Annotated in this window: 11 protein-coding genes; 3 read left to right on the forward strand and 8 right to left on the reverse strand. The window is 56.2% G+C overall.

The features are described 5' to 3' along the window. Positions 1-137: 137 nt before the first annotated feature. Entirely contained in the window at positions 138-476 is a 339-nt protein-coding gene (locus VFA76_01735; GenBank protein ID HZR30560.1) for a hypothetical protein, read from the forward strand. Positions 477-537: 61 nt separating this feature from the next. Here the strand turns inward: VFA76_01735 and VFA76_01740 are convergent, their stop codons facing one another. The 4 genes from VFA76_01740 to VFA76_01755 form a co-directional block, all read right to left on the reverse strand. Next, positions 538-870 carry a PilZ domain-containing protein gene (locus VFA76_01740; GenBank protein ID HZR30561.1) on the reverse strand — a complete coding sequence of 111 codons (333 nt, stop codon included), beginning with the start codon at positions 868-870 and terminating at the stop codon, positions 538-540. Between the two features lie 162 nt (positions 871-1,032). Then, the gene (locus VFA76_01745) at positions 1,033-2,571 is read right to left on the reverse strand and encodes a tetratricopeptide repeat protein (protein ID HZR30562.1); all 1,539 of its coding nucleotides are present in this window, start codon (positions 2,569-2,571) and stop codon (positions 1,033-1,035) included. Positions 2,572-3,202: 631 nt separating this feature from the next. Beyond that, complete coding sequence (locus tag VFA76_01750; protein HZR30563.1) at positions 3,203-4,882, reverse strand: carboxypeptidase-like regulatory domain-containing protein; 1,680 nt, start codon at positions 4,880-4,882, stop codon at positions 3,203-3,205. 35 nt (positions 4,883-4,917) lie between these two features. After that, positions 4,918-6,663 (reverse strand): GWxTD domain-containing protein, encoded by a 1,746-nt coding sequence (locus tag VFA76_01755; GenBank protein ID HZR30564.1) that lies wholly within the window; start codon positions 6,661-6,663, stop codon positions 4,918-4,920. Positions 6,664-6,993: 330 nt separating this feature from the next. On the opposite strand from VFA76_01755, the gene VFA76_01760 reads away from it, so the two are divergent. Both VFA76_01760 and VFA76_01765 read left to right on the forward strand, forming a co-directional pair. Continuing rightward, positions 6,994-8,376, forward strand: coding sequence for an efflux RND transporter periplasmic adaptor subunit (locus VFA76_01760; protein ID HZR30565.1), 1,383 nt, complete (start codon positions 6,994-6,996; stop codon positions 8,374-8,376). A gap of 69 nt (positions 8,377-8,445) precedes the next feature. Further along, positions 8,446-9,186 carry an ABC transporter ATP-binding protein gene (locus VFA76_01765; protein ID HZR30566.1) on the forward strand — a complete coding sequence of 247 codons (741 nt, stop codon included), beginning with the start codon at positions 8,446-8,448 and terminating at the stop codon, positions 9,184-9,186. A 55-nt stretch (positions 9,187-9,241) separates the two neighbouring features. On the opposite strand, the gene VFA76_01770 is transcribed toward VFA76_01765, so the two are convergent. The 4 genes from VFA76_01770 to VFA76_01785 form a co-directional block, all read right to left on the reverse strand. Then, complete coding sequence (locus VFA76_01770; GenBank protein HZR30567.1) at positions 9,242-10,480, reverse strand: penicillin-binding transpeptidase domain-containing protein; 1,239 nt, start codon at positions 10,478-10,480, stop codon at positions 9,242-9,244. A 328-nt stretch (positions 10,481-10,808) separates the two neighbouring features. After that, on the reverse strand, positions 10,809-12,071 hold the full coding sequence (ftsZ, locus tag VFA76_01775; protein ID HZR30568.1) for a cell division protein FtsZ: 1,263 nt from the start codon (positions 12,069-12,071) through the stop codon (positions 10,809-10,811). A 61-nt stretch (positions 12,072-12,132) separates the two neighbouring features. Beyond that, positions 12,133-13,350 carry a cell division protein FtsA gene (ftsA, locus tag VFA76_01780; GenBank protein HZR30569.1) on the reverse strand — a complete coding sequence of 406 codons (1,218 nt, stop codon included), beginning with the start codon at positions 13,348-13,350 and terminating at the stop codon, positions 12,133-12,135. A gap of 24 nt (positions 13,351-13,374) precedes the next feature. Beyond that, positions 13,375-14,517, reverse strand: a complete 1,143-nt coding sequence (locus tag VFA76_01785; GenBank protein ID HZR30570.1) for an FtsQ-type POTRA domain-containing protein — start codon at positions 14,515-14,517, stop codon at positions 13,375-13,377. Between the last annotated feature and the right edge of the window lie 177 nt (positions 14,518-14,694).

Here is a 14,694-nt window from a genome sequence, read left to right on the forward strand (position 1 = left end):
TCGGATGAAGCGCACCTGCCAGGTCTCAAAAAAATGTTTCAAAAACTCTGGACGGAATGCATCTTTTCTGGTGCAATACTTGCTCGTTTAACGAAGCTCAGCTCTGGCCGGGTTGTGCGCCACAGAAAGGTTCGCACGTGTGGATCACTAAACTCCGTTGGGGCGTGTTGCGATTGTTAACTCCAGTGGGGCCCCGTTATCTTCTCCCCTCATTTCTCGAGCGGCTATATCTCATCTGGGTATTTCGGCACTTCGAAGTGCTACCGCAGCAGGTATTGAGCCGCCACACCCAATCGCTGATAGACAATTTGTGTGCGCGTAATCATCGCGGCTCGAATCACTTCTTGTATGCCATCACAGATCAGCCCTTGATTGGCACGGTTGAGAGGTTGGCTACTCCGGGTGTCCGGCACGAGACCACCAGCATGGCGCGTGGCGTGGAACCGATAACGGTTTCCTTCCGGCACACGGAATAAAGAACTACAGGCGATCATTCGACCAATTGAAATGAATTTTGGGAGGGTCGCTAAGGGCCTTCTAGATTTCGGGCAGGACATCGAAGCGCTTAATTACTGCCGCGACGCCAAAATTTCCGTCTTTGGCGTTTTCTTCCACCCGCACCACTGAAGCTTGGCAACATACCCATCTCTTCTGCGCAAAGGTGATTTCCGGTGGAAGGACCAAAACCAATTCCATTTCGCTGCCCGCCTGCATTCGGGAGTTGGTGTAAACGAACACTCCCGCAGTGCTCAAGTCGCGCGTCTGGGTGGATTCCTCGATGGTCCCGTCTTCGGTTTTTACCGACACCGGGAGCTTCACCGGAAAGCGCTGTTTCGCGCGCCGCTCAGATTTAGTTTCTTTGGTCGCCATAGCTAGCTCGCGCGTTGATTGAAGGGAATTCGCGGAATTGTACCCTAAAGCTCCTGTGTGGAAATGGGTAGAAACAAATTTTCCGATGCGTGGCCCCCGGGGACAATTATGCAGCGAAAACAGGGCTCCTTCTCGCCCTTCAAGTCAGCTTGGCGGTCGCGCTTAGTGAGAGTCCGCTGCCGCCGGCGGATTTGCCGCGAGTCTCTCGCGCGCTGCCGGAACCACCACTGCCTGATCAATGGTGGGTAAGTTCATGGTGGTCAGCTTCTTGTATTGTTCGTTGGCCTCGGCCATCGCGCCGGTGCGAGCATAGGCTTCAGCCAGTAGCTTCATGCTGAAAGCGTTCTCGTGGTCCTCTTCGAGGTGCGGGATAGCGGCAAAATAGCTCTCCTGCATCATGAGCACCGCGCCCACGGCTGCGTGATAGGCATGAGATATCTGGCGACTCCCGCTGGAGCTCTCCAAGGCTTGCAACTCTTCGAGGGCCTTGTTCGCGGTCTCGTTATCTCCAGCACGGGAAGCGCGGATTGCGCGCCAGCGCAGCACGCGGGCGCGTTCTTCATCGAGATCGGACTTGAGGAGGTTGGGGTTGGAAACCAGGATTTCCTCTGCCGTCTTAAGGTGGTTTAAAGCTACCGCATCGTCCGGTTGGTAGATAGCCATCATCCGGTGAATCTGGGCCTCGTGCAAGCCTAATTGTGCTCCGTGAGCTTCAGCCGCAACGGCCAAGAAGGCTGAATCCGCTTTCCCATACTTCTTTTCCCTCACCCACGTCATCGCGGACTGCATACCTAATTCAACGCGGTCCGATGCGCTGGTTGCCTGGTCAATGCCCTTGGCGTATTCGGCCCGTGCTCGCTCGCCGTCTCCCATCAGGGCGTACGTATCCGCCACCCCGAGCTGAGCGAACAGCGGGTCAATCTTAAGCGCAGCATTGTAGTGCTGAAGAGCGCCCGCAAAATCCCCCGACATCCGAAGGATTTCGCCGTATGAATCATTGGGATTAGGCTCATGGGGCAACACAGCCACATACGTTTCCATAACATCGAAGGCCTTCTTGTATTCGCGCGTCGAGGCGTAGGCGTATCCAAGATTGTTCAATGCGGGAGGAAAGCCAGGATCTACGGCCAGGGCACGTTCCATCATCTTGCGGCATTGATCGTAGCTTTCCTGCAGGATGAGCCAATTTCCCACGATATAGATAAGGTGCTTGTCCCGCGGGTACTTCGCTACGACGTCATTCATGGCCTGGATGCCGGCCACGTAGTTGTTCTCCCGCACGCCTGCGACCCATCGGATGAACAACCGCTCGCCCGCCGTGACCTGGCGTGTCAAAGCCTTGGCCTGCTTGAGCTCCCTATTCTGCTCCGCAGGGTCCTTGCTGACCAGCGCGATTTCAATGTGCGCTAGCGCAAATTTTGGATCAAGTTTCGTGGCCTTTCGCCAGTTCTCGAGCGCTTTATCTGTTTTCAGGTTCTCGAAGTCGGCGCGCCCCGCCTCAAAAAGCTTGCGGGCTTTCATTGAACTGGTGGTGATGGGCAATGTAGTGGAGCGCTTGCGCCTCTTTTCCTGAAGTTCTCGAACCTTATCAATGGGCTTCTTCCAGTCGACTTTTTTAAGCGGCTTCTTCCAGTCGACCGCTTGGGCGGAAGCACTGACAGTAAGAGACAGGATCAGCAAAATTCTGACGGAACGGCGCATGTTCTTTTGTTCTCTGGAAATAGAGTGTTACTTCCGGGAGCGTAACATTCTGGATGGCGGTCGCCAACGTTACTTAACGGGTACGTTAGTACAAGTACTATGGGAACGGCGCGAGGCTGTTCTTGTGCAGGTAGATAGCTCCCGCCTCAACTGCCTGGTTCGGGGTGGCCGAGCGACGCATCAAATCAGCCGCTGCCCGCATCTCAATAGGCAGGTCAGCCCGGACAAGGGGTAAGCCAAAAGGGGCAAGCCAAGCGGAGATTGAGCAATGGTTCAATGTTACGCATTTGATGATCGAACCGAAGCACTCTTATCGCAACATGGAACCACTCCCGTCAAACGGGCTTCAGCCTCGTCAACCGAGGCAATACTGGAGGCTGTTCTACAGAGCGAGGCGGGAAATGCAATCGTGCTGCTTCCTTCCGGCAAACCAGGAAGGGTGATGTTAGCGAGATTTGACTCCAGGCTGCCAGGCACGGCGACACTGAACCCGGCATCTTTCACTCCCGAAAGATCAAACCCATCCACCGCTAGCGGTTTTCTTGGCCTGAGCGACGAGTTCTACGAACCCGAACCCCCAAAAAAGTGGTGGCAGAAAATTCTCGATTGATAACCTGCAGAAAACAGCTATTTAGAAGGTAAAGGCAACTCCGCCGCGCAGCGAGCGAGGAGCCTGGACGAGGTATAAGGTGTGACCGTCCTGTCCAAACACGGGCACATATCCTTCTGCGAGCAAGTTGCGGATTTCCAGCAATGCCTCCATGTGCCCTGAGTTAAAGATCGTCCCGGGAATGGGCTGACGTATGAAGATGCTCCAGTAAGGATCAGCCTGGCCCGCCGACGTATTAAACAGATCTACCGGCGTAAGCGCCTCACCGCTGGTCCATTTGTATGAAGTTATCCAGCGCGTCTTGCTAAGGGGAGCGGTGCCGCTCACCTTGGTAGTAACGGCATGGCGTCCCTCGGTATGCAGGGCGGTGGGCAGCGAATGCCACTGGCTCCCAGGAGCCGCAGACAAGACGCTGCCGTACGCGTAATCCAATGTACCGGTTATCCCCGAGGCGAGCTGCCGTTGCGCCACCAGACGCACTCCAGTGCTCCTCAGTTCTCTGCCCTTATAAGTGAAGGTCTGGGCATATACATCGGGCAGTACGTCTTCCAACTCAGCATTAGGATTGCCAATCCCGGTCAAGGCGGTGTTCAAGATACGGTCGGCAAAAACGGCTGCTTGCAAATTGGTCTCGCGGGAGCGATGAGAGATAGAAAGCTCATGGTGGTGGGCCCGCTCCAACGCAGGACTTCCGCCCGTGACTGAAACTCGCGGGCCAGATTCACTTAAGTCCGCTGGCGCAGAATCGAACCCCTTTTCCATGCGGGTATTGGGCTCGGTGGTGGCGTAGCGATATTCCAAAACCGTATTGGGTGAAAGATGCAGGTCGGCGGAGCCGAAGGGATGGGCAGCGCTTACACGTCCCATGAACTGGATGGTCTGCAGCTCGCTCCCGAAGTCCAGATCCAATACGTCTCCCAGCGTAAAGCCATCGGAAACCGATAAAGTCAAAGCCTGGAGCGCCGTATCGTGCAGCCCCGCGTCAGGCGCCGCGAGGCGGCGCATGGTGAACGACACCTGAGGCCGGGAACCAGTCGCCATTTGGTGCGAATAACTGGCCCTCCATACCGTTGTCGGTGAACCGACCCCATAGCCCACGTTGCCATTGAAGGAAAGTTTGCCGTCGCTAAAAAGCGAGTGTTCCAGTGAAAAGACGGTTCGACCCGCATTGAAGCCGTCCGCACCGGACCCCGCAACAAACGCCACACGGGCCTTCAGGTCGGCGTCGTTAACTTTTTCCGAAACCACCGTTAAGGGGCCGTTATCCAAAACCCGCAAGATGGGCCGGTTTGCCGCTGAACGCAGCGTCCATTTCCAGTCGTCTTCCTGAGTCGGCCCTGGGCGCAGCGGCAATGTCTGCATCGCTTCGAAAATCGTGTTGAGGGTCACATTGACAACGCGGTTGGCCCCTGCCCGAAGACTTATATTTTCCCGTAACGAAGGCAGGAACGAGGGGGCTTTCACCTTGACGTGGTAAACACCAGGATTCAGTTGACCTGCGGAGTAAAATCCATTGTCGTCGGTAAAAACTGTGAGGACGTTCGCAGCAGTCGCACCCAATACCTGAACGATCGCGCCCAACTGGGCGGTTCCCTGAGAGTCGCGCACGTAACCGGAAATCGTAGCAGTCCTGGCCGTAGCGCCTGCTGGCACAGCCACCGCCAGCACGATTGCCAACCATCCAAGGTTTATGCTCTTCAACTCACCACCTCGCGGGGGACGTGAGTATTATCGAACTACTCAACGGCAAAGGTCACCGAGGGGTCGACCGTCTGCTTCAAAACGGCGTCATCCACTTTAATGTTCAGCCGATACAGGCCAGGTGGAAGCGAGCTGGCCGCCATGCTCTTCTCCAACGTTAGCTGACCGCCTACATTACCCATCTGGTCTGTAGACTCAACCGTATGGATCACGGCCTTGTTCGTGGCCGCGTTCACCACATTATATTCTACTGTCGCCTTGGGTTTGTGGGTCTGCTGATCTACCCCAAGGTTGTATACCTGCATCCAGAAGTTTACTCTTTGGTTACGTTTGAAGGTTGGCGGTTTACCGTCACCGCTGCCCAAACGAGGGCGAACCTTCGTAGAACCAATCACAAAATTCCCAGTACCCACATTCTTCGCCGGGACCTTTTCCATGGCGTCCGCCAGAATCAGGGTTGAAGTAGCGAGCTTGTCTTCATTGTATTCCGGGACCATGATGCCGCGACTCCAGGTACCCACCCGGTCACCATTCACGTCTTTAGCGACAATGTCCAAGCGATAGCGTCCCGGACGCAGAGGCAACGCCTTCCAGTAAACCTGGACGGCATCCGTGGCCTTGGGCAGCAGTTCAGCTGGAATCCGCGCACTTACTGTATCTTCAAATGTCTGCGCTACTCGGCCGGTCAGCGTGCTGGCACGTCCAAAAATATTCACCACGCCGGTCGCAACCCCGTCCTTATTCTGAAATGTGATGTCCTTGTTCTTCATCTGGATGGTCACCGGCACCAGCACGGTATCCGAAGTGACTTTGATGAAATCGGTTTGCACATCAAAGGGCATCAAGTTAACGCTGATTTTGTGGGAAACGACCTCTGCCAGATCTTTGAACTTCACCACCGGCGCGCGATTCAGTTTGGCGTATTGCTCGAGCACATCAAACTGCTTGGATTGGTTACTCGAGGCGAAGGGACCCCCGTTGTTCAATCCGAAGGGATTGTTCGCAACCCGCTGCGATTTGTTCGCCAGACCCATTTGCTCATAGAAGGTCAGGCCGGCATTGGGCGTATACAAGAGCGCATCTTTCTCGTTCTTGTTCATCGTCATGTGGTAGTCGCCGCACATGCAGGGATCAACAAATTCGATGATGACTTCCTGCCCCACGCCCTCGAGATAACGATAACGCCAATCTTCAAACGGGAAAGTTGAAGTCGTTCCCCCGCCTTCTTCCATTGGCCGATCGTAGCTTCCGCCAGAGGGATGCGACTCAATTTCGTCAGGCGGACCGTACATGATGTACATGCGACCGCGGTCCGTTTTCCAGCCAGGAATGCCCGCTGCGAAATGCTCATTGGCATACGCAATGCGGCGGTAGTGCTCTTCCTTGTATTCGTTTTCCACACTGTCAGGGTTCGGGCTACGGCGAAGCCAAAAGGTTTCGATGAACTGGTCGCGCTCCTCGTCGTTGCTCAGCTTGCGGAATGCCTCGCGCTCCTCGTCCGTGATGATCCAGCGAACATCTTCGTCCAGCCACTTCTTGTAGGTCTTGCTTAGCTCCTGCCGAAGAGCTTTTTCGTTCTTTTTGCGCTGCTGGTCACTAAGAGGGCGCTTCAGCGGATCGCCCTGCTGGTCCTTTGCGGTAGGTTGGTCCTGAGAGGCACCTGGATCAGATTGCTTCCCTGAGGCAGGCTTTACCTCTTGAGCAACAGCAAAACTGCTTAACCACAAACCGGTAATGATTGACCCGGAGATAAGAACACGCCGAAAAACATCAACCGACATGTAAGGGACACTCCCGCAGAGACTTCCGCTGGTAGCCATTGTAAGTATTTGACCACTGCAAGGCAAGGCTGGGGTACGTCCTTCCATAGCTGGCCGAATGCCCTGAGAACTGGTTAACGCGGCCTTCTAACCGATGTTTCTTCGGTACCGGAGGGTCCAAAGGTTATAATTCTTCTGCTCTCGAGTTGACGACGTGGGTCCTCCCTGTCCAGAGCGGGCTGGCGGTTCGCAGGAGTACCTCCTAAAGACTGGCAAACGGAACTTTTCGCACCCTCAGGCCGTAAGTGAAGGTGTGCACCCCGTCCGGTAGGACAGACAACAAAGGGTGTAATGAAGACGTGGAAGAAAATTGCGATCGGCATCGGGGCAGCGTTGCTGCTGGCCGCCATGGTTGCGATCGCGATCCACCAAAGCCGCAAGAATGTAGCTACAGTTCAAAGTGGCAGAGTACAGGTACAGAACCTTGTCTCCATTGTCTCCGGGTCAGGGGAAGTAAAGCCAAAGACCTACGTAAATGTCAGCGCGAACGCTTTCGGGAAAATCGTGAAGCTGTACGTCAAAGAAGGCGATCGCGTAAAGAAGGGGCAACTTTTGGCCCAGTTGGAAAATGTGCAGTCTTCCGCCGACGTAGCCGCCTCGCGCGCGTCGCTCGAAGTGGCGCGTACTGACGCGCAGGCTGCTGATGCCGGATTGAAAACCGATCTCGCCGATCTGAAGCGGGCCAATGCCGACGCTGAGCGGGCCAAGTTGGACTACGACCGGGCGCAGGGACTCTACAAAGCAGCGCTGATTGCGAAATCAGAATTCGATGCCAAGAAGAACGCTTGGGAGACATCCGAAGCCGGTGTGGCCCAGGCGCACGCACGGATCGCTCAAGCCAGGGCTCAGCTTGACTCTTCTCAACGCCACATCATCCAGAATGAAGCCAATCTTCGTCGTGTAGCCGACGTTCTGCAAAAGACCACTTATGCCGCCCCTTTTGACGGAATTGTGACTAACTTGCCGGTCCGCGAGGGTGAAACTGTGGTCATCGGTATCCAGAACGCACCCGGCAGCACCCTGATGACAATCGCGGACATGTCTGTGATTACCGCCGAACTGAAAGTGGATGAAACTGACATTGTGAACGTCAAGCTCGATCAGCCGGCTGAGGTCACGATAGATGCGATTCCGAACCAGACTTTCAAAGCGGTAGTAAGCGAAATCGGCAACAACGCAGTCGTACGCTCCACGGGAGTGTCCACTTCGCAGGAGACCATCGCCGGTCAGGAAGCCAAGGATTTCAAGGTGGTGGTTAGGTTGCAGAATCCACCTGAAAATCTGCGGCCGGGCCTCTCGGCAACCGCGAAAATAACCACTGCTACCCGCAACAATGCCCTCAGCATTCCCATCCAGGCGCTGACGGTGCGACGCAAGTCTGAGTTGGAAGAAAACAACCAGGGATCGGTGAAAGCTGCTCCTCCTCCCGACACCGCGAATCCAGACGAGAAGAAAGAAATCCAGGGCGTGTTCGTGATTCGCAACCGTAAGGCAGTGTTCGTGCCAGTCGAAACTGGCATCAGTGGGACAACCGACATTGAAGTCATCAAGGGATTACAAAAAGGTGACGAGATCGTTACCGGCAGTTACAAGATCTTGCGCACCTTGCGGAATGGTGCGAGCGTAAAGGTGGACAATTCGGCTCCCAAGAAAGAAGAAGAGGGGTCCACATAACGTTTTTGCGGCGCAGCCGTCCAAAACGGCAGTGCCATGAGGCAGTCGGACGGCATTGAGGAGAGCAGCATGGCAACGCAAGTTGCGGGTACGAGCGAACGCATAGCAGTGGCGCCCCCAGCTTCCTGCATGATCTGTACTGAGGATCTGTGGAAGACCTACGACATGGGCTCGGAACAGCAGGTACATGCGCTGCGAGGCGTTAACCTTCGCATCGAGCGCAATGAGTACGTCGCCATCATGGGACCCTCGGGATCGGGCAAATCTACATTGATGAATCTGATCGGCTGCCTGGATACCCCCTCGCGAGGCAACTATTGGTTGAACGGCCACCTGGTGAGTGAGTTGGACGATGACGAGTTGGCACGCATCCGCAATAAAGAAATCGGCTTTGTTTTTCAGACTTTCAACCTGCTGGCGCGCGCTACCGCGCTACACAACGTGGAGCTTCCCCTGATCTATGCAGGCGTGCCCACCGAAGAACGCATTGCGCGTGCCAAGGCTGCCCTGGCATCCGTGGGAATGGAACCGCGCGTTATGCACAAGCCGAACGAGCTTTCCGGAGGACAACGTCAGCGCGTAGCTGTGGCGCGTGCGCTGGTGAATAATCCCTCGATTATTCTTGCTGACGAACCTACCGGAAACCTCGACTCCCAGACGGGCAGGGAGATCATGGCTTTGTTCGACCGGCTGCATCAACAGGGCAACACCATCGTACTTGTCACCCACGAGCACGACATCTCCGAGTACGCGCACCGCGTGATTAACATCAAGGACGGCGTTATCGCCGGCGACGAGAGAAAAAAGTAAGGTCCCGCAAGTAAAAAGGCCTCCCTGAGGAGGCCTTATTTATCAATTGAGAAATCTATTGGGTAACGCCGACCACTTCCGGCGTGGGCGTGTGCTCTGCTGTGGCAGGTTGTTTCACTACAAAGAAACTGTGATCGTACAGGTCGCGGTACATATGGCCTGCGATTTCGGCGGCTTTGGGACCGAAGGTGGGACGTCCCCCCTGAAGAAATACCACCACAACGATCCTGCCTACGTCGGTGTTGGCGTAAGAGGCGAACCAGCCAAAGCGGGTTCCATCTTTTGAGCAGGTGCCGGTCTTGCCCATGATCATCTCTTCGTTGAAATTCATCCGTACGGTGCGAGCAGTACCGTACCGAACCGCGTCAACCAAGCCATCGGAAATTTCGGGAATCAAAGGCGCGATGTCGAGGTGCCGTTTCACCCTCGGCTGGAAGCCGGCAACTTCGTCGGGTGATGTAGGGTGCTGCAAATAATAAAGAGTTCCGCCATTGGCAATGGCGGAGACCAGTCCGCCCAGTTGCAGCGGCGTCATGGAAATGCCTTCGCCGAACGAGCACATCTTGCCAACGCCGCCTTGTTTGGCGGAGATTTCTTCTTCGGGATACGAGCCCAGTTGCTCGCCCGGAATGTTGTAGCCGGCAAGCTCTCCCAGTCCAAACTGATGCGCGTAATAACTGACCTTCTCAAACCCCAGACGCCGCCCAATCGCCTCGAAGTAGGCGTTATTGGAACGCGCAAGTGCCTGGGTTAGGTTCAGCCGGTAACGCCGGCTCAACGGAACGGGTGTCTCTTTGGTGATCAGGTTTTCGCTGAGAGCAGCCAAAGCCACCGAAAGCTTTATCGTCGAGCAGGGTTGCGCACCGCTCGAGAGCGCCAGCTTCTGGTTCACCATTGCCAGGATGCGTCCGCTGGTCGGCTCAATTGCGACGACCGTTCCATTCATGTTGCCCAGCGCGTCCACCGCTGCAGCGCGAACCACCGGGTCTTCACCGGCTGTGACGTCGCCATCGGCAACATCATCCGTAAAAGAACTTGTGTAGAATCGCTCGTAAAAACGATGCCGGCGACGCGCATAGCGCCCACGTCCGCGCCGACCGCGCGCATACAAGCCACGGCTATGCCGCAAGCGACTCATGCGTCGTCTGGCACGCGCGCTTTCATTGATTTGTGATTTTGATTTGTTACTGCGAGTGAGCGGACGAGTATTAACCGTCGCAGCAATGGCAGCCAGCGAGAAAAAAGCCAGCGCAAGGACTAGAGCGAGCCGGACAACTACAGAGCCCTTTTTCATGAATCCCGTTACCATCCCCGAAGACCTGCCAACCAGACTAGTTGCACGACGCATGCCAATTTCTAATCATGGCAGCGCTATTTAGTCACGACATTGATATTAAGAGAGTTGCCGAATATACCGCAACATAAAAATCACGATCAGCAAAACCACGTACTCACAACTAAAGCTCTCAGATGCAGCTACTTACCTTCGAGTTACCGGAAGAACATAAACTTCGGTAACGAGCGCATGTTAACTTTCTCGATACTATCTTTCGTGTGGAAAAAGCCTGTCCTCCGTGGAAAATGCATTCCCTTGTCACTATGGGACAAAAAATTGCAATTGCTCAGTTCACCTCGCCACGTTTGCGCAGGAATGTGGGCACGTCGAGGTCTTCGGGCTCGAAATTTGGGATCATCGGCGCTCGTGGCACCTCTGCTGCCATCGCCCGAGCGGGACTCGCTGGCCTGATTTCTTCTTCGTGGTCCATATCACTCAGCATCGGAGAAGGTTCCGACACCGAAAAACTGGAAGTGACGCGTTGTCGTGAAATGGCGGACGCCGCTGAGGACAGTCCGCGTTCACGTCGTTGCGGAGCATCGGTCTTGAAACCTGTGGCGATCACCGTAATCTTGACCATGTCCTTCATCTTCTCGTCGAGGACCGCGCCGAAGATGATGTTCGCATCCTCGTGAGCCGCGCTCTGGATGATGGTTGAGGCTTCATTCACTTCGCTCAGCTTGAGCGAACTGGATCCGGTGATGTTGATCAGAATGCCGCGCGCGCCGTCAATTGCGCCGGCCTCAAGTAATGGCGAAGCGATCGCGCGTTGCGCCGCCTCTAACGCCCGCCGCTCGCCGCGAGCGCTGGCGGTACCCATGACGGCATAGCCCATTCCCGCCATGATTGCCTTCACGTCCGCGAAGTCGCGATTAATGATCCCGGGAATGGTAATGATGTCCGAAATCCCCTGCACCGCCTGGCGCAGAATGTCATCCGCCACTTTGAACGATTCGAAAAATCCGGCATTGTCAGCCACCGCAAGCAGTTTCTCATTGGGAATCACAATGGTCGTGTCCACTGAGTCAATCAGTTCGGCGAGACCGTTCGCCGCTTGTGACATCCGCCGTTTGCCTTCGAAACCGAAAGGCTTGGTGACTACCGCAACCGTCAAAGCACCCATTTCACTGGCCAGCGAGGCAATTATCGGCGCGGCTCCGGTCCCGGTACCTCCGCCAAGACCGGTGGTGACGAAGACCATATCGGCGCCTTCGAGCGCCTCGATAATTTTGTCGGAATCTTCAAGAGCCGCTTTGCGCCCAACTTCCGGGTTAGCGCCCGCGCCCAGGCCGTTAGTCAGCTTCACCCCAAGCTGAATCTTCATCGCCGCGCGCGAGAGCCGCAGCGCTTGCAGGTCGGTGTTGGCAACAATGAACTCGATGCCTTCCACCCCGGCGTCAATCATGCGATTGACGGCGTTGCCGCCGCCACCACCGACGCCGATTACCTTGATGTTGGCATCGTTGCGCGCCTCCTCGTGGAAGCTGATCCGGATTCCACTCTTGGGCGTGTCCGACGGCGAAAGCGTGTTCTCTCTTTTTGGCGTCATGGTTTGCTCTCCGTTCCTCGCATAGATTGTTCTTGCTACGTCTCGATTCCGGTCTCTTCGCTCAGGACTTCGCGAACAAGGCCCGCAGTCGCGCTACTCCCCACTTCTCTTCTTCTTTGCCACGAACCAGCCGTGCCCGATGGCCATAAAAGATCATTCCGATCACGGTAGTGAACTCGGGCTCAGCCAGCAGAGCCGGCATTTTCGCCAGTGGAGCTGGCCATGCCATGCGCACCGGCTTTCGCAGGATTGAATCTGCGATTTCGAGCATGCCCGGTAGCCGGGCCCCGCCTCCGGTGAGCACTACGCCCGCGCCGCACATCTCTAACATGCCGGAATGGCGAAGATTGTCGCGTAGCATCTCAAAAAGCTCGCGACTCCGCGGTTCAAGAATTTCCCCCAGTACGCGCTGTTGCACCATACGTGACGGCCGGTCGCCCACCGAGGGCACTTCCACTTCATGTCCTTCGGGAATGCGGGTAACCACCGCCGACCCGAAATTGCATTTCAGTCTTTCGGCCTCAATCAGCGCGGTGCGCAGCCCTACAGAGATATCGCCGGTGAAGTGGTCGCCTCCCACCGGGAGAACCGCCGTGTGCACCACGGCGCCTTCTACGAATGCGATCAATTGTGTAGATCCGGCGCCAATGTCCACCAGACATACGCCCAGTTCCCGTTCTTCGGATCGCAATGCCGCATCGGCACAGGCAAGGGGCTCGAATACCGTGTCATCTACGTGGATTCCGGCGCGGTTTATGGCAGTAACCACGTTCTGGGTGGCGCTTCCAGCGGCGGTCACCAGGTGGACGCGCACTTCCAGCTTGCTCCCGATCATGCCCAGGGGATCGCGTATTCCAGGTTGATCGTCGAGTATGAACTCCTGCGGAAGCAGATGCAGCACATCTCGGTCTGCCGGAAGGGAAATCGCGCGCGCTTTCTCCACCGCGTGACGGATCTCTTCGCGGGTGATCTCCCGGGGGCGGGTTCCCAAACTGATTCCACCCAGGCTATTCACGCCGCGCACATGAGAGCCGGCTATTCCGACTATGGCGCGCTCGATCGGCGCTCCAATACCGTTCTCGGCTTCTTCCACTGCCCGTTGAATGGAACCAACCGCCCGTTCCAAATCAACGATCATGCCCTTGCGCGAGCCCAGCGAGTCAACGATGCCGTGACTGCGATAGCGCAGACCGGCGTCGGTGATCTCCGCCACCAGAGCGCAGGTCTTGGCGCTGCCTACATCAATTGCGGTCAGCAGATGCTCGTTCAGATTGCTCATGCGCGGTGCTTCCTCATGTTCGGCCTAATGTCTCCAGTCCTGACGGGTCTTGGTTAGCCTCACCGGCTTTTTCTTGTGCCAGCGATGCGCCGGACGGGTTGAAATAATGACCCGCTTCACTGGTTTTCTGGCGTTCGTCGCCGGGGCGCGCACTTCGGCTGCGATCAAAGCCGTAGGCTTTACCCCCGCCGCGATGGCGGCACGCGCTGCTGGCTTTGAAAGCGGCTTTTGAGCCACCAGCTTGCCGTCAGGATTGACTATGATCTGGTGGTCATAGCGCAGGTCTACCGAATCTACTTTTTGAAATTGCTGGCGCCACTCCGCCACGTGGGTCACGTAAATTTTGTAGCGGTCCAGGTAATTGGAAGCCCCCAGATGCACTAATACGGCACCTGAAGGATCATTGACCGTCACCTTCGCATCGTCAGGATCAGAGAGATCAACTTCGCTCAGGTCCTGAGAGTAATTGGCGCCCCCGGCATCAAGTTGCCGGACAAGCTCGCCGTAAATCTTCATGCGCGCGGCCCGGGTGGAGATCGGCTCCGCCTCTCCCATGCCGACAATCACCGGAAACGAATACTTCTGGTGACTGCTCGCCGGCAGGTCCATGACCACGCCGCTCGCGTCCATCAGCTCGATTCGGGGACCCAGGCGTGCGAAGGCCACCGGGGTGCGCTCATGCAAGTCCACGTGCAGGCGGTTAGGAAAGAAGCGCATGACGGTCGCGCTCTCCACCCACGGAATTTCTTCAAGCTGGCGTTTCCGGTCGGCCAGCGGCACGAAGAAGATATTGCGTCCGATGTCGCCGCCCATCACTTCCATGACTTGCGCGCGAGGAACATTGTGGGTGCCGGAAATTTCGATGTCGTCGCTTGAATTTATGGCGAATCGCCAGGAGTGTGCGCCATACGAATAGGCCACTCCGGCCAGCGCCGCGATGGCGAACATCACTCCGGCAGCGACGGCCACCATCATCAGGCGAGTGGCTGTTTTCTTGGGAATTGATCCACGACGAACTGAGACGCGCTTTTGCGCGCGCAGGAATGGCGATTCTGCGTCGGACTCGAGATTGACCAGTCGAGAGTCATCCAGCGTAGCCGGAACGAACTCCTGCCCTGGCGTAAGTTCCAAGTCTTCCTGAGACAGGGAAACACTCTTGCGCGCCATTACCTGCTAGTTGTCGCCGTGAATCGCCGAGTGCCTTCACTATAACGTCAATGTCCAAATTTGAGACAAGGAATTTTTCCACAGAGTTGTCGCACGTGCGGCCAAGTTCGGGACAGCGGTTGGACGCAATTCGATCAGCGGCAAGCAACCATGGTTGCCACAGAAACTCCGGGACGA

The organism is Terriglobales bacterium, from assembly GCA_035651655.1.
GTDB lineage: Bacteria > Acidobacteriota > Terriglobia > Terriglobales > Acidobacteriaceae > DASRFG01.